At 60.9% G+C, this 25,951-nt stretch carries 19 protein-coding genes and 1 tRNA gene; 16 read left to right on the top strand and 4 right to left on the bottom strand.

The window, feature by feature from the left end; genetic code table 11:
* Positions 1-156: 156 nt before the first annotated feature.
* The 6 genes from I2F59_RS07625 (at position 157) to I2F59_RS07650 (ending at position 8,433) form a co-directional block, all read left to right on the top strand.
* Positions 157-240: transfer RNA gene (locus tag I2F59_RS07625), tRNA-Leu, on the top strand.
* A gap of 88 nt (positions 241-328) precedes the next feature.
* On the top strand, positions 329-1,630 hold the full coding sequence (tig, locus tag I2F59_RS07630; RefSeq protein ID WP_271755721.1) for a trigger factor: 1,302 nt from the start codon (positions 329-331) through the stop codon (positions 1,628-1,630).
* A gap of 163 nt (positions 1,631-1,793) precedes the next feature.
* Positions 1,794-2,414 carry an ATP-dependent Clp protease proteolytic subunit gene (locus tag I2F59_RS07635; RefSeq protein WP_022095182.1) on the top strand — a complete coding sequence of 207 codons (621 nt, stop codon included), beginning with the start codon at positions 1,794-1,796 and terminating at the stop codon, positions 2,412-2,414.
* Position 2,415: 1 nt separating this feature from the next.
* Positions 2,416-3,825, top strand: coding sequence for an ATP-dependent Clp protease ATP-binding subunit ClpX (clpX, locus tag I2F59_RS07640; RefSeq protein WP_195503761.1), 1,410 nt, complete (start codon positions 2,416-2,418; stop codon positions 3,823-3,825).
* Positions 3,826-4,112: 287 nt separating this feature from the next.
* Complete coding sequence (locus tag I2F59_RS07645; RefSeq protein ID WP_195503762.1) at positions 4,113-6,809, top strand: valine--tRNA ligase; 2,697 nt, start codon at positions 4,113-4,115, stop codon at positions 6,807-6,809.
* Positions 6,810-7,089: 280 nt separating this feature from the next.
* On the top strand, positions 7,090-8,433 hold the full coding sequence (locus I2F59_RS07650; RefSeq protein ID WP_195503763.1) for a bifunctional folylpolyglutamate synthase/dihydrofolate synthase: 1,344 nt from the start codon (positions 7,090-7,092) through the stop codon (positions 8,431-8,433).
* A 351-nt stretch (positions 8,434-8,784) separates the two neighbouring features.
* On the opposite strand, the gene I2F59_RS07655 is transcribed toward I2F59_RS07650, so the two are convergent.
* From I2F59_RS07655 to I2F59_RS07670, 4 genes are all read right to left on the bottom strand, one after another.
* Positions 8,785-9,873 carry a M24 family metallopeptidase gene (locus I2F59_RS07655; RefSeq protein ID WP_195503764.1) on the bottom strand — a complete coding sequence of 363 codons (1,089 nt, stop codon included), beginning with the start codon at positions 9,871-9,873 and terminating at the stop codon, positions 8,785-8,787.
* Positions 9,874-10,355: 482 nt separating this feature from the next.
* Positions 10,356-10,754, bottom strand: a complete 399-nt coding sequence (locus tag I2F59_RS07660) for a DUF1667 domain-containing protein (protein WP_195503765.1) — start codon at positions 10,752-10,754, stop codon at positions 10,356-10,358.
* 4 nt (positions 10,755-10,758) lie between these two features.
* Positions 10,759-12,153: an NAD(P)/FAD-dependent oxidoreductase gene (locus I2F59_RS07665; RefSeq protein WP_195503766.1), complete on the bottom strand. Its 1,395-nt coding sequence runs from the start codon at positions 12,151-12,153 to the stop codon at positions 10,759-10,761.
* Position 12,154: 1 nt separating this feature from the next.
* A complete protein-coding gene (locus tag I2F59_RS07670; RefSeq protein ID WP_195503767.1) occupies positions 12,155-13,609 on the bottom strand; it encodes an NAD(P)/FAD-dependent oxidoreductase in 1,455 nt (484 codons plus the stop codon).
* A gap of 405 nt (positions 13,610-14,014) precedes the next feature.
* Between I2F59_RS07670 and I2F59_RS07675 the strand changes: the two genes are divergently transcribed.
* The 10 genes from I2F59_RS07675 to I2F59_RS07715 all read left to right on the top strand — a co-directional run bounded on the left by I2F59_RS07675 (position 14,015) and on the right by I2F59_RS07715 (position 25,950).
* Complete coding sequence (locus I2F59_RS07675) at positions 14,015-14,446, top strand: double zinc ribbon domain-containing protein (RefSeq protein WP_055251579.1); 432 nt, start codon at positions 14,015-14,017, stop codon at positions 14,444-14,446.
* A gap of 226 nt (positions 14,447-14,672) precedes the next feature.
* Entirely contained in the window at positions 14,673-16,436 is a 1,764-nt protein-coding gene (gene thrS, locus I2F59_RS07680; RefSeq protein ID WP_195503768.1) for a threonine--tRNA ligase, read from the top strand.
* A gap of 201 nt (positions 16,437-16,637) precedes the next feature.
* Complete coding sequence (locus I2F59_RS07685) at positions 16,638-17,663, top strand: hypothetical protein (protein WP_195503769.1); 1,026 nt, start codon at positions 16,638-16,640, stop codon at positions 17,661-17,663.
* Complete coding sequence (locus tag I2F59_RS07690) at positions 17,660-18,565, top strand: hypothetical protein (protein ID WP_195503770.1); 906 nt, start codon at positions 17,660-17,662, stop codon at positions 18,563-18,565. Before I2F59_RS07685 ends, I2F59_RS07690 begins: the two co-directional genes overlap by 4 nt.
* Positions 18,562-20,442, top strand: a complete 1,881-nt coding sequence (locus tag I2F59_RS07695; RefSeq protein ID WP_195503771.1) for a DUF2194 domain-containing protein — start codon at positions 18,562-18,564, stop codon at positions 20,440-20,442. Before I2F59_RS07690 ends, I2F59_RS07695 begins: the two co-directional genes overlap by 4 nt.
* On the top strand, positions 20,439-21,866 hold the full coding sequence (pelF, locus tag I2F59_RS07700; RefSeq protein WP_195503772.1) for a GT4 family glycosyltransferase PelF: 1,428 nt from the start codon (positions 20,439-20,441) through the stop codon (positions 21,864-21,866). The genes I2F59_RS07695 and pelF overlap by 4 nt, the downstream gene beginning before the upstream one ends.
* 3 nt (positions 21,867-21,869) lie before the next feature.
* Positions 21,870-23,414, top strand: coding sequence for an exopolysaccharide Pel transporter PelG (pelG, locus tag I2F59_RS07705; RefSeq protein ID WP_195503773.1), 1,545 nt, complete (start codon positions 21,870-21,872; stop codon positions 23,412-23,414).
* Positions 23,404-23,610 carry a hypothetical protein gene (locus I2F59_RS09930; protein WP_229065397.1) on the top strand — a complete coding sequence of 69 codons (207 nt, stop codon included), beginning with the start codon at positions 23,404-23,406 and terminating at the stop codon, positions 23,608-23,610. Before pelG ends, I2F59_RS09930 begins: the two co-directional genes overlap by 11 nt.
* Positions 23,559-25,172, top strand: coding sequence for a CotH kinase family protein (locus tag I2F59_RS07710; protein ID WP_229065398.1), 1,614 nt, complete (start codon positions 23,559-23,561; stop codon positions 25,170-25,172). Before I2F59_RS09930 ends, I2F59_RS07710 begins: the two co-directional genes overlap by 52 nt.
* A complete protein-coding gene (locus tag I2F59_RS07715) occupies positions 25,159-25,950 on the top strand; it encodes a polyphosphate polymerase domain-containing protein (RefSeq protein WP_195503774.1) in 792 nt (263 codons plus the stop codon). The genes I2F59_RS07710 and I2F59_RS07715 overlap by 14 nt, the downstream gene beginning before the upstream one ends.
* Position 25,951: the final 1 nt, after the last annotated feature.

Genomic DNA, 25,951 nt, shown 5'->3' on the forward strand with positions numbered 1-25,951 from the left:
TTTTTTAGCTACCCCGCTTGTGGGGGTAGCTAAAAAAGCCCCGTCCCAAATTAGCTACCCTGCTCCACTGCAACTCGTGGTGAGGTCGTGAGCCTGTAAAAGGTGTGCGTGCGCTTGTCGTTCGTATCTGCTATCATTCCTAGTCTGTGCGCTCATGCGGGCGTGGCGGAATTGGTAGACGCGCCAGATTTAGGTTCTGGTGGGATTCCCGTGAAGGTTCGAGTCCTTTCGCCCGCACCAACGCATCTGCGTCGGCCCTGGCCGTCGCGACACTTTGTTGCATAAAGGTACCAGCACCTCAGATAAGCTGGGCAGTATGAGGAGGAACGTGTTGAACATCACCGCTTCTGACGTCAAGGACGCCAAGCTCACCGCTACGGTCACCATCCCGGCCGCCGACGTCGACGCCGCGATCAAGAAGGCCTACAAGGACACCGCTAAGAAGTACCGCTTCCCGGGCTTCCGTGCCGGTAAGGCTCCCCGTCCGGTCATCGACTCCGCTCTTGGCGCCGAGGCTACCCTCGCTCAGGCCACCAACGACCTGATCGCCGCCAACGAGCCCGCCGTCCTCAACGAGCTGGACATCGTCCCCACCAAGAGCGGTGACTACAAGGAGCTCGACCTCGCCAAGGACCACGAGGACTACACCTACACCGTCGAGTTCTCCCTGCGTCCCGCCGCTGAGCTCTCCTCCTTCGACGCCGTCGAGATCGAGATGCCTCCTGCGGAGGTCACCGAGTCCGAGATCAACAACCAGGTTGAGATGCTCCTCAACTACCGTGCCACCTTCGAGGACGTCGAGGGTCGTGCCGTCGAGGCCGAGGACTACGTTACCGTCGACCTCAAGGCCGTCGAGAACGCCGACAACTTTGCCGCCGAGGGCCGCATGCTCATCGCCGGTAGCGACAGCAACCCCAAGGAGTTCAACGAGGCCCTGATCGGCGCTAACGTTGACGACGTTAAGACCGTCACCTGGACCGACGAGGTCGAGGAGGGCGAGGAGGCCGAGACCCACACCGTCGAGGTCACCGTCAAGGGCATCAAGGTCCGCAACACCCCCGAGCTCACCGACGAGCTCGTCAAGTCCGACTTTGGCTTCGACAGCATCGACGCTATGCGCGACGCCATCAAGCTCGAGATCGAGCAGGACAAGGCTTCCCGCCTCCCGGCCGAGAAGGAGAACCGTTGCGTCTCCGCTCTCGCCGAGCGTCTGCAGCTCGACGAGATGGACGCCGACTACGAGCAGTCCGTCTTTGAGGAGCTTGGCCAGAACTTCCTGTCCAACCTCGCTGCCCGCGGCATGACCCTGGACACCTGGCTGCCCGCTTCCGGCCTGACCATGGAGCAGTTCATCGGCGACCTGCACAAGCAGGCCAACGACGTTGCCCGCGAGTCCCTGGCGCTCGACGCCCTCGCCCGTGAGCTCAAGATTGAGGTCACCGAGGACGACGTCAACGCCGAGTTCGAGAAGGCTGGCGTCAAGGACGTCGAGGCTTCCAAGGCCGAGTTCATCGCCGATGGCCGCATGCCTGCCGTCCGCGAGTCCATCCGTCGCTCGAAGGCCGTCGACCACCTGGTCGAGAACGCCAAGGTGACCGAGGTCGACGAGACCGCCAAGGACGCCGAGTAATTCTCGCCACCTTGCCCGCGAGCGCATGCCTGCGCCCGTGATGGGGTAAAGTTATACACCGGTTATCCGGTTGCTTCGTACGGTGCCAGCTAATGCATAGCATGCGGGCACCGTACGTTTATCTAGAACCAATTTGGTCCGTAAGAGAGAAATGGAGATGCGTATGATCGCTAAGTTCGATTCCGCCCTCGTGCCATACGTTATCGAGCAGACGCCGCGCGGCGAGCGCAGCTACGATATCTATTCGCGCCTGCTCAACGACCGCATCATCTTCTTGGGCGAGGAGATTAACTCCGTCAGTGCCAACCTGGTCGTTGCCCAGTTGCTGCATCTTGAGAGCCAGGATGCCGAGAAGGATATCTCGCTCTACATCAATTCGCCCGGTGGCGAGGTCTACTCCGGCCTGGCGATTCTGGACACTATGAACTTCATTAAGCCGCAGGTCTCCACCATTTGCGTGGGTATGGCGGCGTCTATGGCCGCCGTGCTGCTTTCGGCCGGCGCCAAGGGCAAGCGCTTCTGCCTGCCGCATTCCAAGGTTATGATTCACCAGCCCAGCGGCGGTGCCCAGGGCCAGCAGACCGAGATCGAGATTGTGGCCGAGGAGATCAAGAAGACCCGTCGCGAGCTCAACCAGATCCTGTCCGACGCCTCGGGCCAGCCCATCGAGAAGGTCCAGGCCGATACCGAGCGCGACAACTACCTGACCGCTGCCGAGGCCCTCGACTACGGCCTGATCGACCGCATCGTCACCTCGCGCGACCTCGCCGCGAAGGACGCCTAGGATGGCCGGTAACATGCAGGACGGCTTCGACGAGAACGGCAACCCCATCCGCTGCTCCTTCTGCGGAAAAGAGCAGGGGCAGGTCCGTCGCCTCGTAAAGGGCCCGACTAACATCTTTATCTGTGACGAGTGCGTCGCCGCCTGCTCCGAGATCTTGGAGGAGTCGCTGGCTTCGGACTTTATGGACGCAGCCCGCAACGGCAAGCTGCCGGGCTTCCTCAACGATCACGGCCAGGCTGCATCTCAGCCCGCCATGGATCCCGAGGCCGAGGGCTTTGAGCTCGAGGACGATGCCCGCCAGGTCATTACGCATGTACCGACGCCGCACGAGATCTATGACGAGCTTTCGGCCTATGTCATGGGCCAGGAGGACGCCAAGCGTGCCATGTCGGTTGCCGTGTACAACCATTACCGCCGCGTGATCGAGGGCGGTGCTGCGCTTTCGGCCTTTGACGACGGCTTGGACTCGCAGCTCGATGATGATATGGACGAGGTGGAGCTCGCCAAGTCCAACATTTTGCTGCTCGGTCCCACCGGTACTGGTAAGACGCTGCTCGCCCAGACGCTCGCGCGCATCCTCGAGGTGCCGTTTGCCATTGCCGACGCCACCGCGCTCACCGAGGCCGGCTACGTGGGCGAGGACGTGGAGAACATCCTGCTCAAGCTCATCAATGCCGCCGACGGCGATATCGAGCGCGCGCAGGTCGGCATTATCTACGTGGACGAGATCGACAAGATTGCCCGCAAGGCCGAGAACCTCTCCATCACCCGCGACGTTTCGGGCGAGGGCGTTCAGCAGGCGCTGCTTAAGATTCTTGAGGGCACGGTGGCAAGCGTTCCGCCCACCGGCGGCCGCAAGCACCCCCAGCAGGAGCTGCTGCAGATCGACACGACCAACATCCTGTTTATCTGCGGCGGTGCCTTTGTGGGTCTGGACAAGATCATCGCCGATCGCGTGGGCAACAAGGGCGTGGGCTTTAACTCCGAGATCGCCGGCCCCACCTCGGTCGACGAGAACGACCTGTTGCGTCAGGTGCTCCCGCAGGACCTCAACGCCTTTGGTATGATTCCCGAGTTTGTGGGACGTACGCCCGTTGTCACCCAGACGCAGGCGCTCGACGAGGACGACCTGGTGTCGATCCTGACCGAGCCTAAGAACGCCGTGGTGCGTCAGTACCGCAAGATGTTCCAGCTCGAGGACGTTGAGCTTGAGTTTGAGGACGCCGCCCTGCACGAGATCGCCCGTATGGCGCTTGCCCGCAAGACCGGCGCCCGCGGCCTGCGCTCCATCTGCGAGGACGTGCTGCAGCAGACGATGTTCGACCTTCCCAGCGAGGAGGGCGTCGCAAAGGTCATCGTGACCGAAGCCTCCGTAAAGGGCGAAGAACAGCCCCAACGCATCTACGGCTAGACCTGCCTAAAACGTGTTTGCAAATAGCCTCCGACCACCCGCGGTCGGAGGCTATTTTATATATACGCAATAACCCCAACTACCTGTGTTATTCTGTGTGTTTGTTTAAGCCTCAGCGAAGTCATATCAGACTGAAGTAATCGATACCTAAGGGGAGGAATGTAGGCCCGATTTTCGTAGATTCCGCACGAGCCGAAGACCACTTAATGTGGTCTTCGTGCGAGCCCAGGACCTGACCGAGCGAAAATCGGGCCTACATTCCTCCCCGGCGGGACAGGGAGAGATATATGGAAGAAATGCCCAAGAACTACGATCCGTCGACCAACGAGCCGGCGATTCTGCAGAAGTGGCTCGACGGCGGCTACTACAAGCGCCGTGAGGGCGTGGGCGACTGCACCGTCACCATTCCGCCTCCCAACGTGACCGGCAAGCTCCATATGGGTCACGCCACCGACGACTCCATCCAGGACGCCATCATCCGCATGGCCCGCATGCGCGGCAAGTCCACGCGTTGGGTGCTCGGTACCGACCACGCCGGTATCGCCACACAGACCAAGGTCGACAAGAAGCTTAAAGAGGAGGGCATCAGCCGCCTGGAGATCGGTCGCGACAAGTTTGTCGACGCCTGCTGGGATTGGACCCACGAGTACGGCGGCATCATCGTCGAGCAGATCAAGCGTATGGGCTGCTCCGTCGACTTCGACAACGAGCGCTTTACCATGGACGAGGATTACGCCAAGGCCGTGCGTAAGGTCTTCTGTGACTGGTACCACGACGGCCTAATCTACCGCGGCAAGCGCATCGTCAACTGGTGCCCCAACTGCACCACCGCCATCTCGGACGACGAGGCCGAGTACAAGGACGAGAAGGGGCATCTGTGGCACCTGCGCTATCCGCTGACCGAGCCGGTCAACGGCCAGGACTACATCGTCGTCGCCACCACGCGCCCCGAGACCATGCTCGGCGACACAGGTGTCGCCGTCTCCCCGAAGGACCCCGAGAAGGCCGCCTTCGTGGGCAAGACCGTCAAGCTTCCCATTGTCGACCGCGAGATCCCCATCTTTGAGGATTGGCATGTCGACGCCAACTTTGGCTCTGGTTTTGTCAAGGTCACCCCGGCCCACGACCCCAACGATTACGCCATGGGTCAGGCCCACGACCTTCCGCAGATCAATATCTTCGACGAGCACGCGGTGGTCGTCGAGGGCTATGGCGAGTTCACCGGCATGACCCGCGAGGAGTGCCGCGAGGCGGTCATCAAGTGGTTCGACGAGCACGGCCTACTCGACCACGTCGAGGAGCACGACCACTCCGTCATGCACTGCTACCGTTGCGATGCCGCGCTTGAGCCGTGGCTTTCTGAGCAGTGGTTCGTCGCCGTCGACAAGCTCAAGGGGCCGGCGCTCGACGCCGTCAACTCCGGCAAGGTCACCTTCCATCCCGCGCGCTGGACGCAGACCTACACCACCTGGATGGAGAACCTCAAGGACTGGTGCATCAGCCGCCAGCTGTGGTGGGGCCACCGCATCCCCGTGTTCTACTGCGAGGACTGCGGTTGGGAGGACGCCCTCACCGAGGACACCGACGTGTGCCCCAAGTGCGGCGGCCATCACGTGCATCAGGACGAGAACGTGCTGGATACCTGGTTCAGCTCGCAGCTGTGGACTTTCGCCACGCAGGGCTGGCCGCAAAAGCCGGAGTTGCTCGAGGGCCATCACCCCACGACGGCGCTGGTCACCGCGCGCGACATCATCGCGCTGTGGGTCGCCCGCATGGTCATGAGCTCGCTGTACTTCCTGGACGAGGTGCCGTTTAAGGACGTCGTCATCTACCCGACGATTCTGGCCAAGGACGGCAGCCGCATGTCCAAGTCCAAGGGCAACGGCGTTGACCCCATGGACCTCATCGGTATGTACGGCGCCGACGCCATGCGCTACAACCTGCTTACGCTGTGCACCAACAACCAGGATGTTAAGTTCGACGCGAACATCGACAAGAAGACCAAGAAGCTCATCGACAGCCCGCGCACCGAGCAGGCCAAGTCGTTTGTGACCAAGATCTGGAATGCCAGCCGCTTCCTGCTTATGAACATGGAGGGCTACACGCCCGGCGAGCCCGTCGTGGAGACGCCGGCCGACGCTTGGATGTTCAGCCGCCTGGCCAAGGCCGTCAAGATGGTCACCGAGGGCATCGAGAATTACACCTTTGGCGATATGGCCCGCGGCGTGCAGCAGTTCTTCTGGAACGAGGTCTGCGACTGGTACGTCGAGGTCACCAAGGCCCGCCTGAAGGGCGAGGGCCGTCTGCAGGCGCAGCGCAACCTGATTTTTGTGCTTGACACCTCCATTCGCCTGATGCACCCGCTTATGCCGTTTGTCACCGAGGAGATCTGGGACAACATGCCGGCGAGCGTGCTCGACCTGGACGCCGAGGGCAACGTGAACCGCGCCGAGGCGCTCATGATCGCCAAGTGGCCGGAGCCCGCCGACTACGCGAAGTATGTCGATGAGCCCGCCGAGCGCGCGTTTGAGCTGTGCCGCGCCGTCGTTTCCGCCGCTCGCGCTACGCGTTCGCGTTATCGCTTGAGTCCCAAGGCCGAGCTCGATGTGGTCGTGCGCGCCGGTGCCGAGGACATTGAGAAGCTCGAGAGCCTGCGCTCGACCATCGAGCCGCTGGCCAACACCGCTTCGCTGGTCATGGGTACCGACGTCGAGAAGCCGGCCGCGAGCATTGCCGTGGTCGACAGCGGCGTCGAGGCCTTTGTGGTGCTTGAGGGCAAGGTTGATCTTTCGGCCGAGAAAGCACGTCTGGAAAAGGAGATCGCCGCGGCCCAGAAGGAGCTCGCCGGCTGCGAGAAGACGCTCGCCAACGAGGGCTTTGTGGCTAAGGCCGCGCCCGCAGTGGTCCAGAAGAAGAGGGACCGTGCAGCAGAGCTCAAGGAGATCCTGGCGGCACTGACTGCTCAGGTTGCTGACTTCTCGTAGGCGTAACTTGGGGGCGCGTCCCGATGCTTTGCTCTCCGCTGCGAACAGTCCTGCGCAAGACGGACAGCACATTAAGTGCTGTCCTTTGCGTGCGGAACTTGCGGCGAGCAAAGCATCGGGCCGCTCCTAGTTCGTTTACGTGGTTGTTTGCATCTGGCGTGTTGAGGCCACTGGGTTGTGGCCTTGATCTTGCTGCAATCGGGTAAAGGCTGAAATTGTCAACGCGAGGGGCTCATTCTTTTTGATGAGCCTCTTTTTCTGTTATGGGGGACTTTGGGTTATGGCTAAGCGTTCTGGGTCGTATGTCGTTCCTTTCTCGTTTGAGTTGCTTTCGTTTGATGAGGCTGTTGGGCTGGCTGCTGATACGGGGCGGATTTCTGGGGATGCTGGGCCTCTGCTCGAGACGGTTGTCGATATGCTCGATGAGCTGGGGCGTCCGGACGAGTATTTCGATTGCATTCAGGTTGCCGGCACCAATGGCAAGACTTCGACTACGCGTTTTTCGGCTGCCATTCTTCGTGGTGAGGGGCTCAAGACCGCGCTGTATACATCGCCGCAGCTGGTGCGCTATCCCGAGCGCATGGAGGTTGACGGGCGCGTTGTGAGCGACGAGGCGTTTGCCCGTGGCGTTTCGGCAGCTGTCGAGGCGGGGCGCCGCGTGAATGCGCACCGTGTGGCGGCGGGGGAGCGCGCTTATACCATCACGCCGTTTGACCTGTTGACGGCTGCCGCACTTGTTGTATTTGCCGAGGCCGCGGTGGATGTTGCCGTGCTCGAGGTTGGCATGGGCGGGCGTTGGGACGCTACGAGTGCGACCGATCCCGTCGCCGTTGCCATTACGGGCATTGGGCTCGATCACACACGTATTTTGGGCGATACGCTCGAGGCCATTGCGGGGGAGAAGGCTGCGGTTATTAAGCCTGGGCGCCTGGTTGTTTTGGGCGAGGGCACGCATGAGGCAAGTGTTCAGCGCGTGATGGATGCACGTTGTCGCGAGTGCGGCATTGTGCCGCTCGTAGTGAACCATGCCACGACCAAGGTGCCGGCGCATGTGGGCGACACGGTTGAGTTTAGCTGCACCACGCCGCGTGCAATCTATACGTCGAGCATGGTCAAGCCGGCCTATCAGCCGCAGAATGCCGCGTGCGCGATTATGCTTTGCGAGGGGTATTTGGGTCGCGAACTCGATCATGACAAGCTCGATGCGTCGCTTATGGGCTGCCCCACGCCGGGCCGATTTGATGTGCTGGGCACCGATCCGCTCAAGCTGATCGACGCCTGCCATAACCCTCAGAGCTGCGAAAACTTTGTGAGCGCGCTGGACGAGATAGATCCGTGCGTCGAGAATCGCCCCACGCTGCTGTGTGCCGCGCTGGCCGATAAGGACGTGGCGGGTATCGTTGACGTTCTGGTTCCGGCATTCCCCCGCGTGGTCGTGACCCAGACCGATTCCGATCGCGCCCTGCCGTCAGAGGAGCTTGCTGCCCTCGTGGACGCCAACAAGCTCGCGGGCGTGTACCCCAGCGTATCCGAGGCCCTTGCAGCTTTCGAGGCCGCGGGGGAGCCCTTCGTAGCAGCCGGCACCATCACCCTAGCCGGCGAAGTAGCCGGTCTGCTGCGCTAACCCATCCCCTCATCAGTTGCGGTGAAATACGGACTGTTTTACAAGCCAGAAGCCTCAAACAGTCCGTATATCACCGCAACTCAAAAGCAGCCAATTTGGGACGGGGCTTTTTTAGCTGCCCTGTGCCCCGAGTTGGCTCGCTTGCCACGAAATTGGCCTATCTACTACGTTTGACCGGTTACCCTCGACCACACGGAACATCGCGAAATTAAAACCGCAGGTAGATGGCTTGCGGATTTTGCGAAAAGTCGGTTATGGTCGACCCGTGCGGGTTAAACGTAGTAGATAGGCCGTTTTTGTGGCGAAGCCTTGGCAGGATGCGGCAAAGGGGTTGTCCCTTTGCCGCATTGCCTAGTCCAGACGGACTGGATCGTGGGGGTAGGCGTTGAGGATCTCGACGCCGTTCTCGGTCACCAGGGCAAGATCCTCGATACGGACGCCGGTGTGGCCGGGGAGGTAGATGCCCGGTTCGATGGAGAAGGTCATGCCTGGCTCTACGACCTGTTCGTTGACGAGCGAGACGTCTCCCGGCTCGTGGTCCTGCAGGCCAATCGAGTGGCCCAGGCGATGCGTAAAGTACTGCCCATAGCCCGCATCCTCAATCACGTCGCGTGCGGCGCGGTCCAGGTCACACATGCGCACGCCCGGTGCAATGAGCGCCTCGGCGGCCTCGTTGGCGCGGCGCACGATGTCGTAGATGCGTGCGGTTTCCTCGTCCGGCTCGCCCCAAAAGAACGTGCGTGTCATGTCCGAGCAGTAGTTGCGGCGACGTCCGCCAATGTCGAACAGCACTACGTCGTCGCGCTTGAGTACCGCATCGTCGGGCTCGTGGTGCGGGTCGCCGGCGTTGGCGCCAAAGCTCACGATGGGCGGAAAGCTAAAGCCCTCGCAGCCGTGATTGCGGTACAGACTGAGCATCTGGTCAGCAATTTCGCGCTCCGTTACGCCCTCGTGGACGAGCTTGATGGCGTCGGCCATCACGGCGTCGTTAGCGGCCGAGGACGCGCGCATGAGCTCCTGCTCGGCTTCGTCCTTGTGGGTGCGTGCGGCGGTGACGGCAAAGTCGCCCAGGAAGAACTCGCTTGCGGCGTGGCGCTCCATGAGCGGCATCAAAAAGCCGGAGCGCATGACGGTGTCGATGCCGAGTGGTTTGGTCGGATCGACCTCGCGAGCGATGGCGTCGGTCACGACGTCGGTATCGGTGTGGTAGGCAACGCGCGCATTGTCATACTCGGGCAGCTGATGCAGCGCGTTGACTAGGATCACCGGCTCGGCGCCGCGCGCGAGCAGCACACCGCAAAAACGCTCGAACAAATCGGCATAAAAGCCGGTCAGGTAATAGATTGACCACGGGTCGTTTACGAGCAGCTGTGCGCCGGGGTGCTGAGCCTCGAGCGCATCGAGCACGCGCGCCGCACGCTGGTCATCGACATGTGCCATGAAGCATCCTTTCGCTAGGGTGCCACCATGGTATCCCAAGCCCGGCACATAGGGACGTTTCTTTTATGCCGACACTTTGGGACACTCCTTGGCATGGTCACTCTGGCAACCATGCGGGCAAAAGTAGCTAAAAGAGGCCCGTCCCAAATGGGCTGCTTACAAAACTATGGCGGATTACGGGGCTGGACCTGTATTGCTTGACCATGGAAATAATTGCGAATTTAAAACCTCAGGTAGACGGCTTATCAAAAATCGAAAATTGCCGGTATGGATGGGGGTCTACGAATCGGCCCCGTAATCCGGCATAGTTTTGAAATGACACTAAAGTAGACACAGGCTAAATACCGATTCCAAGGATAGTTGCGGTGGAATAGTTCCTGGATGCTGGGGTTTTGGCGGAAATCAGGAACTATTTCACCGCAACTGAGGAGGGCGGGGTGGATAGTAGGGTAGCTTAAAGAGCCTCGTCCCTAATTGGCTACTTAGGCAGGTTTGATGTCCATGCTGGCGATTAGGTTGATGTTGGTGTCTAGGAGGTTCTCTAGCACGACGTCGCCCATGTGGATGGGGACGTCGATGACCAGACCGCGGATGAGGTCCATCGCCTGGGCGTGGAGCGCCAGCGGGATAGCTTCGGCCGTGCGCACGGGCAGCAGCGCCTCGTCGCCGCCGGATACGGCTACGGTAGTGGTGAGCACGCGCATGGGGCAGGTGAGCTCCTGATGTGCGAACGTATTACCGCGCGGGCAGCTATTGCCGGTCACGGAGCGCACCTCTACCACGGCGTCGTCTGCGTCGCGCTCCACCTCCACGGTCAAGAGGCATTCGGATGGGCAGGTGGTGCAGTTGAACTGCAGCGTTTCGATCGCGTTTATGCTCATGGCCTTACGCCTCCTCAACGGGGTCGACGGATAGGACAATCTCGCTAACACCCAGGTCGAGTGCGCGCTGAATCACCTTTGCCGGCAGTGGGAAGCTCTCCATCACGCTCGGTTTAAACGGGCGGACCTTGCCTGCAAACAGTTCTTCGTCGCCTGCCAGAATGCGCACGCGGGCGGCGTCGACCGGTCGGCGTACGCGGAAGTTGAGTTTGGTGAGTGTCACAGCCGTAATGCGTCCCGGTAGCGCGTAGCCCGCGATACCGGCAGGGGAGACCGTGAGCTGGCAGCTCGGGTCCGCAGTACCGTGCCCGACGTTCGCGCCGCTCCCCAGCGCGTACGCCGCCGCAGCCGCACCGGCACGCTCGGACTCGGTCGTCACGTTGTCGGCCAGGTCGTGCACGTGCAGCACGTTGCCACAGGCAAAGATGCCCGGCACGCCCGTTTGCAGGCTCTGGTCCACGACGGCGCCGCGCGTGCGCGGGTCGAGCTCAACGCCCGCGCCCACCGAAAGCTCGTTCTCGGGAATCAGACCCACTGAAAGCAGCAGTGTGTCGCACGGAACAATGCGCTCGGTTCCCGGAATGGGTGCTAGGTGCTCGTCGACCCGACTCACCTCGACGGCCTCCACGCGATCGTGTCCGATCACGCGCGTGACGGTGGTGGACAGGTGCAGCGGAATGCCAAAGTCGTCCAGGCAGTTCTTGACGTTGCGGCGCAGACCGTTGGCGTACGGCATGAGCTCGTATACGCCCTCGACCGAAATCCCCTCGAGCGTGCAGCGGCGCGCCATGATAAGTCCGATATCGCCCGAGCCCAAAATGACGGCACGCGAGCCGGGCTTGAGATTTTCGATATTGATGTATCGCTGCGCCAGGCCCGCCGTAAACACGCCGGCTGGACGGCTGCCGGGGATCTTGATCTCGCTGCGTGTGCGCTCGCGGCATCCCATGGCAAGGACGACCGCACGCCCGTTGAGTTGCAGCATACCGGCGCGGCTCATGAGCGTGACGGTGTGGACTGCGGTAGCTCCTGGGGCCTCGTCCACGCCCGACGCGCCTGCGCCCCCGCCCGAATCAATCCCAAGTACCATGCTGCCCATAAACAGCGTAATGTCGGTCGCGCGCACCTGGTCGATAAAGCGCTGCGCGTACTCGGGACCGGTGAGCTCCTGCTTAAAGTGCGAAAGGCCAAAACCGGGGTGGATGCACTGGCGCAGGATACCGCCCAGATGCTGCTCGCGCTCCACGATGGCCACGCGCGCGCCGGCCTTGTGCGCGGCAAGCGCGGCCGCCATGCCGGCAGGTCCGCCGCCGATAACGACCACGTCGAACGCCTGCGTCTGCACCGCCTCGGTAGTTCCGGCATCCGCGCGTTCGTTGCGCATATCAAGCGTCGCCATCCTAGCGCACCCCCTTCAGCGGTCCCTCTACCAGCCAAGAACCGGCATCCTCCAACAGTACCTCGCTGGGGTCGCAGCCCAGCTCGCGCGCCAGGATCGCTACCACGCGGCTCTGGCAAAAGCCACTTTGACACCGTCCCATGCCGGCACGACAGCGGCGCTTGACGCCCTCGACCGAAACCGCGCCCGGCTGACGTCGGATCGCAGCCACGATCTCAGCTTCGGGCACCGTCTCGCAGCGGCAGACAATCTGTCCCCACGCGGGATCGGACTCGATCAGCTCCTCCTTGCGCGCCAGTGGTGCGCGGTCAAAGTCGTCCGGCGCGCGGCGAATTGGGTTCCAGTCCGCCCGCTCGTGCAGCTCCACGCCCGCCTCACGCATCACAAGCTCAATGCGCTCGGCAATGGCCGGCGCGCTCGCCACGCCCGGCGACTGAATGCCTGCCGCCTGGAAAAGTCCCGGCACCACGGCCGACTGTCCAATAAAGAAGTCGTTCGTTCCCTGAATGACCGGACGCCCGCCGGCAAATGCGCGCACCACGCGACGCGTGTCCAGATCGGGCACCAGCTTGCGCGCGCCGGTCAGCAGCGCGTTCACATCGCTCGCATAGGTCTGCGTATCACCCGGCTCGCGTACAGCGGCGGTTGCGGTGATCACGGTGTTGCCGTGTACAGCGCCCGTGACGATAACGCCCTTCGATATCGGCGTCGGCACGGGGTAGAGCGGCATGAGCGCACGCGGCTCCTTGTCCAGCACCACGATGTTGCCCTGGCGCCAGACCATCTGGAACTCCTCGGCGCCCGCCATATGCGAGATATCGGCGGCGCCGCTGCCCGCGGCGTTGATCAGGTAGCGGCAGCGCACGTTGCCAGCGGGGGTCGCCAGCGTAAAGTGCGCGTCGTCGCCCGAGCCCGCGACTTCAATTGCTTCCACCGACGCGGACCGCATTAACGTCACCCCGTTGGCCACGGCGTTCTCCAGCGCGGCGATGGCAACCTCAAACGGGTCGACAAACCCAGTCGAGGGGCACCATAACGCGCACGTTGCATCGGCACTCGCGCGCGGCTCCAGCTCGCGGATGCGGTCGGGTCCGACGATTGACAGCTCGGGCACGCCGTTGGCAAGGCCGTTGCTGCGAAGCTGCTCCAAGTGCGCACGGTCCTCGTCGTTAAACCCCAGCACCATCGACCCGGTGCGGCAGAACAGAAAGCCCAGCTCCTGCGCCCACGCACCGTACAGCTCGCAACCACGAGCGTTGACCTGCGCCTTAACCGTGCCCGGCGCCGGATCGTAGCCGGCGTGCACCAGGCCGCCGTTGGCCTTCGATGCGCCCAGCGCAATATCGTTTGCCGCCTCGACCACGCAAATGGATAGGTCATAGCGCGCGAGTTGCCGCGCGATGGCGCATCCCGTGATGCCCGCGCCCACAATTGCGATATCAAACGTTTCTGCCACGGTGCCTCCCAGACAAGTTGACAGGCCGTCAATAAAACCATCCTACGGTCTGTACGCCCCCAGTGCAGCGGCAATGCGGCGAACAGCCCCGCTGCATCCGCCAACGGCAGGCGAGGGGAGACACAGGACCATCGGCGACCTCGTCTGCCGACAACTACGGCAACCGTTCGTCTCGATCTGTAACAGTAAGCTGAGGATTTGGGTTCCAGATGTTACAGATCGAGATTGAAGTCGGGGAAGGACCCCTGTGTCTCGTTCTGTAACATCTAGGCCCGGATTCCGCTCCCACCTGTTACAGATTGAGATGTTTGTGTCCGCGCCAGCCCCGTACCCAGCCGCAGTCCCATATAAACAAACCCCGTGGTAAACTTGACCGGACTGTTAATATTCCGAAAGGTACCCGTAATGTCCAAGTACATCTCCGAGCTCATGTCGCCGCAGCTTATGGGCGTCGTCTATGCCTTCGTCGGCTTTATCATCGCCCTGTATGTGCTGTCGGTCGTCTATGTGTTCATCGACGCTCGCCGCCGCGGCGCCAGCGCCTACGTGGCATGGGGCATCATCGCCCTCATCCCGTTTGTGGGCCTCATCGCCTACCTGGTCCTGCGCCCGCACTCCTACGCGTCCGACCGCGAGGAGCAGGAGCTGGACATGGCCCTGCGCGAGCGCCAGCTTGCCCAGTACGGTACCTGCCCGCAGTGCGGCGCGCCCATCGAGAAGGACTTCGTCGTCTGCCCGGTGTGCGATACCCAGGTTCGCAACGTGTGCCCCAGCTGCCATCGCCCGCTCGATGCGCACTGGAAGGTCTGCCCCTACTGCCGAACTCGCATCCAGTAACGCATCCATCGCCGGGCCGGCCGCAAGCCGCGGGTACGCCACGCGCGCCGCGCGCCCCACACCCCCCCGCCCACACGATGAAGCATGCGTAGAAAATCGCCCGCCGTGCCATTAAGGTGCGGCGGGCGCTTGTATACCAAGGCAACCTGCCTATAATGATGCAAGTTAAATCGCCGAGCGCATTGCGCGCACTTGCATCAGGCATCCGAGAGGAGAAAACATACCCATGAAGGCACTCTACAATGACGGTTCGGTGGCCGAGCTCCCGCAGGACGAAGTCACGCACGTCATCCGCCACTCCGCCGCGCACATCATGGCGCAGGCCATCAAGCGTCTCTATCCCGAGGCCGATTTTGCCTACGGCCCCGCGACCGACAACGGCTTTTACTACGACGTCGACCTGCCCGAGGGCGTCAAGATCAGCGAGGACGACTTCCCTGCGATCGAGGCCGAGATGAAAAAGATCGTCAAGGAGAACCTTAAGTTCTCCGTGTACGAGAAGCCCCGCGCCGAGGCCATCGCCCTTATGGAGGAGCGCGGCGAGAAGTACAAGGTCGAGCACATCGGCGACCTGGACGACGACGCCCGCATCACCTTCTACCAGCAGGGCGACTACATCGACATGTGCGTCGGCCCCCACATCTGCTACACCAAGGCCCTTAAGGCCTTTAAGCTCACCGGCGTCTCGGGCGCCTACTGGAAGGGCGACAAGGACAACAAGATGCTCACCCGCATCAACGGCGTCGCCTTTGCCACCAAGGAAGAGCTCGACGAGCACATGCGCATGCTGGAGGAGGCCAAGAAGCGCGACCACCGCAAGATCGGCCGCGAGATGGACCTCTTTATGATGCGTGACGAGGCTCCCGGCTTCCCGTTCTTCCTGCCCAACGGCATGATCCTTAAGAACACGCTGCTGGACTACTGGCGCGAGATCCACCACAAGGCCGGCTACGTGGAGATTTCCACGCCGCTCATCATGAACAAGCAGCTGTGGAAGACCTCGGGCCACTGGGACCACTACAAGGACAACATGTACTCCACCGTTATCGACGACGAAGAGTACTGCATTAAGCCCATGAACTGCCCGGGCGGCGTGCTGGTGTACGCCTCCAAGCCGCACTCCTACCGCGAGCTGCCCATCCGCGCCGGCGAGATTGGCCTGGTGCACCGCCACGAGCTGCGCGGCGCCCTGCACGGCCTGTTCCGCGTGCGCTGCTTTAACCAGGACGACGCCCACCTGTTTGTGCGTCCCGACCAGCTGACCGACGAGATCGTGGGCGTGGTCAACCTCATTGACTCCGTGTACCAGAAGTTTGGTTTTAAGTATCACGTTGAGCTTTCCACCCGCCCCGAGGACTCCATGGGTTCGGACGAGGACTGGGCTCGCGCCGAGGAGGGCCTGCGCGCCGCTCTGGAGCAGCTGGGCATGGACTACGAGGTCAACGAGGGCGACGGCGCCTTCTACGGCCCTAAGATCGACTTTCACCTTGAGGACTCGCTCGGCCGTACCTGGCAGTGCGGTACCGTTCAGCTCGACTTCCAGATGCCGCTCAACTTTGACCTGGAGTACGTGGACGCCGACGGCACCAAGAAGCGCCCCATCATGCTGCACCGTGTATGCTTTGGCTCCATCGAGCGCTTCATCGGTATTCTGATTGAGCACTTTGCGGGCAAGTTCCCCACCTGGCTGGCTCCCGTGCAGGTCAAGGCCCTTCCGGTCTCCGAGAAGAGCCGCGACTACGCCCACGAGGTGTGCGCCAAGCTGGAGGAGGCCGGCATTCGCGTGGTCTGCGACGACCGCGACGAGAAGATCGGTTACAAGATCCGCGAGGCCCGCAGCATCGACCGCGTGCCCTACATGCTCATCTTGGGCGAGAAGGAGGTCGAGGCCGGCAACATCTCCGTCCGCGACCGCTCCAACGAGACCGTTCAGATGAGCGTTGACGAGTTTGTTGCCAAGGTGACCGAGGAGATCAAGACCCGCGCCTAAGGCAAGCTGCACAACAATTAACATAGGCGACCGTCCACAAAGGGCGGTCGCCTTTTTCATGCCGAAATAAGAAAAGCCGCTGGTTGAGCGGCTTTTTTTGTTGCACAAAAAGGTACAGGTTTTTGTAGAGGGGTATGGAGATGCACCTACTGACAGTATATTTTGCGTAACCTGGGCAAACGCTGATTAATTGCTCGTATAATGTCATCTGTCAAAAGATACAAAAACCTGTACTTTGTTGTGGGTGCCGTGTGCGGCTATGTGCAGCTGCGCAACAGCGAAGCCATTAGGGCGGAGCGCGACCAAAACGATCTCGTGCGCAACCGCAATACGTTCCTTACGCAGCTCTACCACGACGCGATCGAGGATAAGCGCGCGTACAGGCGCCAGATTGTGGGTCGCCACGACAGCTTTGGCAAGATCTTTGCCGTGACGCAGGAGCTCGATGTGCTCAACCCGCGCGACATCTATCGCAAGTGCTGCGAGCTTCTGGGCGAGATCCTCGAGAACGATTCGGTGGCGATCTACCATGTTTCGGGCGGGGCATTTGCACGCCTGGTGGCAGCAAGTCCCGCGATTGCCGAAGATGCCGTACGCTCGCTCACGCTTGAGCAGCTTGCACCTCTTTTGGGCGACGGGGGTCGTTCGAACCTGTGGGTGAACCGCGAGCTGACGCCGGGGCTTCCCATGTTTGGATACGCGATCGAGCGCGACGGGGCACCCGCCGTGTTGATCTTTGTGCGTAGTGCGGCCGAAAACCAAATGACCCTCTATTATCAAAACCTGTTCCGCATCTTGTGCGGGCTGGTCGAAAGCGCGCTGGGCCGTGCCTTTGACTATGAGGCGGTGGCGCAGGATAAACGCTGCGTTGACGGTACTTGCGTGCTCAAGCAGGCTGCCTTTGGCCAAGAGCTCGCGGCGGAGCAGGCGCTGGCAGATAGCAAGATGGGGAGTTTTTTGCTCCTGCGCGTGGTACCGGGCGTGGAGCCTGTCGGCGAGCTGGTGGGCGCAATTGGGTCGGCAATCCGCGGGAGCGACGCGGCGGGCTTGGTCGACGGCGACGTGCTCTATCTGCTTATGCGCCAGGCAAAGGCGTGCGATCTGCCCATTATCCGCGAGCGCCTGAGCGCAAAGCATATTGTGGTAGAGCCCGTCGACGGCGAGGACATTGTGGAGCTGTTGCAGCACATTTCTTACACCGGTGACGGTGAGGGGGGTGCCGCTTGATCTCGCTTGTCGTTGCTGCTGTCTTGCTGCTGATTCATGCGCTGGTTTGCCTGATGCTGTGGACGCTCATGAAGCTGGGCCTGCTGCCGGTGCGCGGGCACATGCTGGCTGTGATAGTGCTGGTGCCGCTGTGGGGCCCGTTGCTGGTGGTTCTGTTATCGATCCGCAGCGCGATGTTTGGCGAGGGACTGAAAGAGTCTGCGCTGGAGTCGCTGCGCTTCAACGACGAGCTCCATCGCAGTATGTCGGTACCGAGTGGTGAGGACGATGCAGGCGTAGTGCCGCTCGAGGAGGCGCTCATCGTCAACGACCCGGCATACCGGCGCCGTCTAATGCTTTCCATGCTCACCGAGGAGCCCGACGCGTACCTGGCGCAGCTACAGGCGGCTAAGCTTAACGACGACGTTGAGGTGGCGCACTATGCCGCGACGGCGGTGGCGCAGATCTCCAAGGAGTCCGACCTTAAACTGCAGCAGCTGGAGCGTGCCTTTAAGACGGACCCGAGTGCGCAAAACCTCAACGAATACTGCGATTTTCTTGGTGAATACTTGGGCTCGGGTTTGGCTGAGGGGCGCGTGGCTCAGATTCAGCGCCAACAGTACGCGCGCCTGCTTGCGCGTCGCTGCGAGCGCGAAGACACTTTTGAGCTGCGCATTCGATACGCGACGGCGCTGGCCGATGTCGGACAGATCGACGAGGCGCAGGTCGTGACCGACCAGCTGGTGCTCGACGTGCCCGAGGAGCAGGAGGTTTGGATGCTTTGCCTGCGGCTGGCCGTGATGCGCCACAACGGTGTCGAGGTTCACCGTGTGATCGATGCGATTGACAAGCAACATGTGTATTTGAGCGCCGACAACCGCGAAAAGTTGGCGTTTTGGCGCGACGGGGATGAGGTCCGATGAGCGTGGCGCAACATATCCGCGACCGTGCAGGCCGCTTTCGTTGGATGGGGCTCCTCGTGGTGTGGGCGGTCTTTATTGCCATGGCCGCCGTGCTGCTAGTGGAGCGTGCCGGCGTGCAGTACAGTGCGGGCCAGCATAAGCTGGGGATGCTTGCCGCCAACGATGCGGTGCCGGCCTCCTCGGCAATCTTTGGCCAAAAGCCCACGTGCCTGGTCATTACCGATTCTGATCAAGCTGGCGTCGAGGACGTAAAGGAACAGTTCGACCAGATTTTGCTGGACATGAAGATCGCGCACCGCGACGTGGACCTTGCTCTGGATGGTGCGGATGCCATTCCCTCGCTGACCTCCTTCGATCGCGTGATTTTGCTCATGCCGTCGCTCGATGGGCTCGGTACGCACCTGAGCGACATTATGGGTTGGGTGAGTGCTGGCGGTTCTCTTATGCTCGCCATGCCGCCGGATAACTCGAGCTATCTGCAAGTGATTGCCTCCAAGCTTGGCATTGAATCGGCCGGATATGACTATGTAAAAGCCGAAAGCATTGTGCCGAGTGAGGACTTTATGCTGGGCGGGGGAGAGCGCTACGAGTTCTCGGATCTCTTCGATTCTTCGCTCTCGGTTTCATTGCGCGAAACTGCGCACGTCTGGGCAAAGACCGGTGACGCGGGCACGCCGCTCATTTGGTCTAACGATTGCGGCAGTGGTCACACCGTGGTGTGCAACATTGGCATCTACGACAAGGTCATGCGCGGTTTTTACGCCGCGGCGATCAGCCTGCTGGGTGATGCCACGGCCTATCCGGTCATCAACAGCGCCGTGTTCTATTTGGACGACTTTCCTAGCCCCGTGCCCTCGGGCGACGGTACTTATATCAAGCGTGACTACGGCCTTTCCATTGCCGATTTTTACACCAAGGTCTGGTGGCCCGATCTGCAAAAGCTCGCGCAAAAATATGGCATTCGCTATACCGGCGTGATGATCGAAAACTACGAGGACGCGGTCAACCAGACCGAGCCCGCGCGCCAACCCGATACCACGCAGTTCCGCTATTTTGGCGGCATGCTGCTGCAGATGGGCGGCGAGCTGGGCTTTCACGGCTACAACCATCAGCCGCTCGCGCTCTGGGACACCGACTACGGCACGTTGTACGACTACAAGACGTGGAAGAACAAGGAAACGCTTGTCGCATCGCTCAACGAGCTTATCGCTTTCCAGGACGAGGTGCTGCCCAACGCGCACGGCTCGGTCTACGTGCCGCCGTCGAATATCCTTTCGGCCCGTGCGCGCAAGCTTATCGGCACCGACGTTCCGCGCATTAAGACCATCGCCAGTACGTATTTTGAGGATGGCACCGACCTGCCGTACGTGCAGGAGTTTGGCGTGGCGAGCGATGGCATTGTGGAGCAGCCGCGCATTGTCTCGGGCGGTATGGTCGGCGATTCCTATATGCGCCTGGCTGCCGTATCCGAGCTCAACATGCACTACGTAAGCACGCACTTTATGCACCCGGACGACCTTTTGGACCCCGATCGCGGCGCTACGGAGGGCTGGGAGGTCTACAAGGGCGGCCTGACCGACTACCTGGACTGGCTTACCAAGTTTGCGCCCGGCCTGCGTCGCCAGACCGGCTCGGAATGCTCGGGCGCCATCCAGCGCTTTTCGTCGGTGACGGTGGGCATGGATACCAGCGCGGATGCCTGGACGCTCAGTCTGGGCAATTTCCACGACGAGGCGTGGCTCATGTTCCGCGCCAATAATGGCGAGCCAGGTGCGGTGACGGGTGGCGAACTAACGCACCTTACGGGCAATCTGTATCTGCTCAAGGCAAATGATAAGACCCTGACGATCGAGCGCAAGGAGGGTGGCGACAGATGAGAATCTGCTTGGTACTCGAGGGTTGCTACCCCTATGTGCACGGCGGCGTATCTACCTGGATGCATGGCTATATCCAGGCCATGCCCGAGCACGAGTTCGTGCTGTGGGTGATTGGCGCGCATGCTGCCGACCGCGGCAAATTTGTCTACGAGCTGCCCAGCAACGTGGTCGAGGTGCACGAGGTGTTCCTGGACGATGCCCTGCGGCTTTCGGGCGAGCAGCACGAAGCCAGTTTTAACGACCGTGAGCGCGAGGCGCTACGCCGTCTGGTGTCGCTCTCCAATCCGGACTGGGACGTGTTATTCGATATCTTCCACCGCCGTCGCGTGCATCCGCTCTCGTTTTTGCAGAGCCGCACGTTTATGGATATCTTTCGCGATGTGTGCCTGGCCGAGTATCCCTACACGCCCTTTGCCGATGCATTCCACACCATGCGCTCCATGTTGCTGCCCGTGCTCTACCTGTTGGGCAGCGAGGTGCCGGTGGCCGATGTGTACCATGCCATCTCGACCGGCTACGGTGGCCTGCTCGCCTGCCTGGGCTCAAGCGTTCACCATGCGCCGGTGCTGCTGACCGAGCATGGCATCTATACCCGCGAGCGCGAGGAAGAGATCATTCGCGCCGATTGGGTGGTGCCGTCGTTTAAGGACCGCTGGATTCGCTTTTTCTACCTGCTTTCGGAGGAGATTTACCGCCGCGCCTTCCGCGTGACGAGTTTGTTCCATAACGCCCGCAAGACGCAGATTGATATGGGCTGCGATGCGGACAAATGCCTGGTCATCCCCAACGGCATCCAGTTCGATCGCTTTAAGGATATTCCCTTAAAGATCGATGACGGCTGGGTGGACATTGGCGCGGTGGTGCGCCTGGCGCCCATCAAGGATGTCAAGACCATGATTTATGCCTTCTTTGAGCTGCACGAGCGCCTGCCCAAGGTGCGCCTGCACATCATGGGTGGCGTGGACGACGAGGAGTACGGCGCCGAGTGCCACGCGCTGGTCGAAACCCTGGGCGTGCGCGACCTGATCTTTACCGGCCGCGTCAACGTGGTCGAGTACATGGAAAAGCTCGACTTTACCATTTTGACGAGCATCTCCGAGGGCCAGCCGCTCAGCGTGCTGGAGTCGCTTGCAGCGCGCCGTCCCTGCGTGACGACTGAGGTGGGCTGCTGTCGCGAGCTTCTCGAAGGCGCCCCGGGCGACGACTTTGGCGTGGCGGGTTTTGTGACGCCGCCAATGTATCGCAAGGGCTTGGCCGATGCCATGGAACGCATGTGCACAAGCCGCGCTCGTCGCATTGAGATGGGGGAGCGCGGCCAGCGTCGCGTTGCCACGTACTTCTTGCACGAGCAGATGCTCGCCAACTATCGCGCGCTGTACGACGAGACGGCGCGTGCGTTTAACCTGCCCAGAGAGGGGGAGTAGCCGGTGGCCGGAATCGGTTTTGAGCTCAAGCGCCTGTTTAGGCGTAAGGGTCTGTTTGCCACGATGCGCGCTTACGGCTACGCCGGCATTGTGTGCACGGGCCCCATGCTGTTGGGCGTGCTGCTCCAGGTGGGTATCTTGGTGCTGTGCGGTCTGTGGGGCGTGGGCCGAGCCAACCAGGACTTGCTGGTGTGCATGGTGACCTATACGCTGCTGGCGTCGCTCACGCTCACGAGTTTTTTCTCTATGCCGGTCACGCGCTTTTTGGCCGACATGCTCTTTGCCGAGCGCGAGGATGAGATCCTGCCTTCGTTTTGGGGGTCTAATGCCATCATGCTCGTTGCGGGCACCGTGCTCTACGGCGTCTTTTTGCTGTTCTCGGGCGCCACGCTGCTGCAGGGACTGCTGTGCCTGTGGCTGTTTAACATTATGATCGTCAACTGGAACGGCATGAGTTACCTCACGGCCATCAAGGATTACCGCGGTATCCTATGCAGCTTTGCGGTTGCCATTGGCGTGGCGTGCCTGTGCGCCCTGGCCGCGCTGGCGCTGGGACTGCCGCCGGTCGAGGGCCTGTTGACGTCAATTGCTCTGGGCTACGGCGTCATGCTCGCCTGGGACGTGGTGCTGCTGTACCGATATTTTCCGCAGAGCGAACGCAGCCCCTGGCTCTTTTTGCAGTGGCTCGATCAGTTTATTCCGCTGGCGCTCACGGGCTTGTTTACCAACCTGGGTCTCTTTGCGCACTTGGTGATAATTTGGGCCGGTCCCATTGGCGTGCAGGTCAAGGGCTTGTTTTATGGTGCGCCCTACCACGATGTGCCGGCGCTCATCGCGTTTTTGACGATCCTGGTCACGTCCGTCAACTTTGTGGTCTCGGTCGAGGTCAATTTCTATCCGCGCTACCGCGACTACTACAGCCTGTTCAACGACGGCGGCGTGGTGGGCGACATTGTGGTGGCCGAGGAGGAAATGCTTGCCACGCTCAACCGAGAACTGCGGTTTTGTGCGCTCAAGCAGCTGTTTGTGACGGCGGCGGTCATCTCGCTCGAGACCACGGTGCTGTCGGCCCTACCGTTGGGCTTTAATAACCTGATGCACGGGTATTTTCGCACGTTGTGCGTGGGCTACGGCCTGTATGCCGTGGGCAATACGGTGTTGCTCATCTTGTTGTACTTTACCGACTACAAGGGGGCCGTGCTGGCCTCGGGGCTGTTTGCCGATGTGGCCGGGCTGGCGACTGCCGTTTCTCTGCTCTTGCCGCAGCAGTTTTACGGCTTTGGCTTTTTGTTGGGTGCAGCGGTGTTTTTTATCGTGGCGCTGCTGCGGCTCGATACCTATACCGCCAACTTGCCGTATCGTATCCTGAGCCAGCAGCCCATTGTGGCTACTGACAAGACGGGCTGGTTTACCGAACTTGGCCGGGTGCTCGACCGTGTTGAGCAACGCTACGAGGACAAGCGCGTGGGCGGTGATCCGCGCAGTGCGTTTGAACGTATGGTGGTTCGCCTGTTCCAAAAACATTGGGGAGGTTCTGATGACCGATAAGATGATGTCTCGCCGCCGCCTGATCGAGGCGGCTGCCGGTGCGTTGCTGCTTTCGGGCTGCTCGTCTCAGGACGAATCCTCGACTAAAAAGGTCAAAAAGCAGGGCAAGATAAAAAAGCCGATGCATCCGACCAGTCTAAGCACTTGCGCGACAAAGATGACCTGTACGAGGTCTACGACGACTCAGGCATCGTGACCATGTACCTGACCGTCTCGCGCGGCAACAGTTCCGAGAACACCGATCATAGCTGGGCCGAGATCAACACGTACTCGGTGTATGATTACGCCGACATGGGTGTGACGCGCTATCAGGTTATGGGCCTTTTGCAGGCGGGCGACGATGACGGCCCGGTTGCCGGCGAGGTTGGCTATGGCGAGGAAGCGCCCAATGCCACCGTGCAGGTGCGCGGCCAGACGTCGAGCTCCTACACGCAAAAGAATTACAAGGTGGAGCTCAAGAAGGGCAAGGGTACCTGGCGCCAACAGCGCGCGATTGCGCTCAACAAGCACATGGGCGAGGGCATGCGTTTCCGCAACAAGATGGCCTACGACCTTATCCGCGGGATTCCCCAGATGATGGGCCTGCGCACGCAGTTTGTGCATCTGTGGGTGTGCGACCAGACCGAAAAGTCCAACGACACCTTTGAGGACTACGGCCTGTTTACGCAGGTGGAGCAGCTCAACAAGACGGCGCTTAAGGCGCACGGCTTGGATAAGAACGGGCATCTGTACAAGGTGAACAACTTCGATTTCCATCGCTACGAGGACACCATTAAGCTCGCCGACGATCCCGACTACAACCAGGCCAACTTTGAGGGCATGCTCGAGATTAAGGGCGATTCGGACCATACCAAACTCATCGAGATGCTCGATGCGCTCAACGACGATTCGCAAAAGATCGACGACGTGCTCGATACCTACTTTGATACCGAGAATCTGGTCTATTGGATGGCGTTTCAGATCCTTACGGGCAACTGCGATACGCAGAACCGCAACTGCTATCTGTACAGTCCCCTCAATTCCAACACGTGGTACATCCTCGATTGGGACAACGACGGCATGCTGCGCAAGCTAGAGCTTTCTCTTGCCGGGTTCTCGGACTACGCGAGCTGGGAGCGCGGCGTAAGCAACTACTGGGGCAACGTGCTGTTCAATCGTGCGCTGCGCAGCAAGGCGTTCCGCGGTGAGCTTGATCGCGCCGTCAAGGACCTGCGCACGTATTTGACCGAGACGCGCCTGACCAAGATGATCAAGCATTATCGCGAGGTTACCGAATCGCTGGTCTTTGCTTCGCCCGATATCGAAAATCTGCCTGTCACCAAGGATCAATACGAGCAGATCGCCGCGGCGATTCCGGCCGAGATCGAAGAGAACTACAAGAGCTTCCGTGAGAGCTATAAAAAGCCCATGCCGTTCTACATTGGCGTGCCGCAGATCGATAACGGCAAGTTGCGCGTGAACTGGGATGCGGCATACGACTTTGAGGCTCGTGACATTCGCTATACCGTGGAACTGGCGCGCGATTATGCCATAACCGATGTGGTCTTTAAGGCCGAGGACGTGTTGCTGCCCGAGGTGACCTGCGATGCGCCCGATACCGGCCAGTACTTTGCGCGCGTGCGTGCTACCAACTCCGACGGCTATACGCAGGATGCGTTCGATTACTATGTGACCGACGACGGCAAGCAGTACGGCATGAAGTGCTTCTACGTGCAAGACGGCGGCAAGGTCGTGGAGGACACGTATGCGGAGGGCTAGCGCGCTGCTTGAGCGCTTGGCGGCCCCGCCCGAGTGCAGCGCACAGGAGCGCTACCGCCACGAACTCAAATATCTCATCAACGAGGGTGAGCACGCTGCGCTTGCCTGCCGCATGGCGCCGGTGTTTAAGCTGGACAAGCATGCGCGCTCGGGCGGTTACACCATTCGCAGCCTGTACTTCGATGACTATTGCAACTCGGCGTACGAGGAAAAAGATGCCGGAATTCTCATGCGAAAAAAGTATCGCGTGCGCATCTATAACGGCAGCGATAAGGTGATTAAGCTCGAGCGCAAAAAGAAGTACGGCAGCTGGATTTACAAGGAGGACGCGCCGCTCACGCGCGACGAGTTTGAGCGCATCCTGGCCGGCGAGTACGACTTTTTGTTGAGAAGTTCCCACCAGCTGTGCCGCGAGTTCTACATCGAGTGCATCTGCAACATGATGCGCCCGCGGACCATCGTGGACTACGAGCGCGAGCCGTGGGTGATGGACGAGGGCACCGTGCGCATTACGTTTGACATGAACGTGCGTGCCGCGGTGGGAAGCTTCGATATCTTTGACGCGACGCTGCCCGCGCTGCCGGTCCTGGAGCCCGGCAAGCTGGTGATGGAGGTCAAGTTTACGGAGTTTTGCCCGCAGCTGGTGCGCGATTTGGTGCCGCCGGGAGCGGCCGAGCTTACGGCGGTCTCCAAGTACTGCCTGTGTTACGAAAAGACCGCCTACCTGCGCGGATTTAATTACTGGGAATCGGATTTTGAGAACCGAGGGGATATTTAGA

Origin of the sequence: Collinsella aerofaciens (assembly GCF_015556945.1) — a bacterium.
Classification (GTDB): domain Bacteria; phylum Actinomycetota; class Coriobacteriia; order Coriobacteriales; family Coriobacteriaceae; genus Collinsella; species Collinsella aerofaciens_AO.

Excerpts from the sequence above, each read along its gene's own strand:
- pelF (WP_195503772.1), top strand. The coding sequence starts at position 20,439 with ATGAGAATCTGCTTGGTACTCGAGGGTTGCTACCCCTATGTGCACGGC.
- I2F59_RS07645 (WP_195503762.1), top strand. The coding sequence starts at position 4,113 with ATGGAAGAAATGCCCAAGAACTACGATCCGTCGACCAACGAGCCGGCG.
- I2F59_RS07650 (WP_195503763.1), top strand. The coding sequence starts at position 7,090 with ATGGCTAAGCGTTCTGGGTCGTATGTCGTTCCTTTCTCGTTTGAGTTG.
- I2F59_RS07715 (WP_195503774.1), top strand. The coding sequence starts at position 25,159 with ATGCGGAGGGCTAGCGCGCTGCTTGAGCGCTTGGCGGCCCCGCCCGAG.
- I2F59_RS07675 (WP_055251579.1), top strand. The coding sequence starts at position 14,015 with ATGTCCAAGTACATCTCCGAGCTCATGTCGCCGCAGCTTATGGGCGTC.
- I2F59_RS07655 (WP_195503764.1), bottom strand. The coding sequence starts at position 9,873 with ATGGCACATGTCGATGACCAGCGTGCGGCGCGCGTGCTCGATGCGCTC.
- I2F59_RS07685 (WP_195503769.1), top strand. The coding sequence starts at position 16,638 with ATGTCATCTGTCAAAAGATACAAAAACCTGTACTTTGTTGTGGGTGCC.
- I2F59_RS07695 (WP_195503771.1), top strand. The coding sequence starts at position 18,562 with ATGAGCGTGGCGCAACATATCCGCGACCGTGCAGGCCGCTTTCGTTGG.
- I2F59_RS07665 (WP_195503766.1), bottom strand. The coding sequence starts at position 12,153 with ATGGCGACGCTTGATATGCGCAACGAACGCGCGGATGCCGGAACTACC.
- I2F59_RS09930 (WP_229065397.1), top strand. The coding sequence starts at position 23,404 with ATGACCGATAAGATGATGTCTCGCCGCCGCCTGATCGAGGCGGCTGCC.
- I2F59_RS07660 (WP_195503765.1), bottom strand. The coding sequence starts at position 10,754 with ATGAGCATAAACGCGATCGAAACGCTGCAGTTCAACTGCACCACCTGC.
- clpX (WP_195503761.1), top strand. The coding sequence starts at position 2,416 with ATGGCCGGTAACATGCAGGACGGCTTCGACGAGAACGGCAACCCCATC.
- thrS (WP_195503768.1), top strand. The coding sequence starts at position 14,673 with ATGAAGGCACTCTACAATGACGGTTCGGTGGCCGAGCTCCCGCAGGAC.
- I2F59_RS07635 (WP_022095182.1), top strand. The coding sequence starts at position 1,794 with ATGATCGCTAAGTTCGATTCCGCCCTCGTGCCATACGTTATCGAGCAG.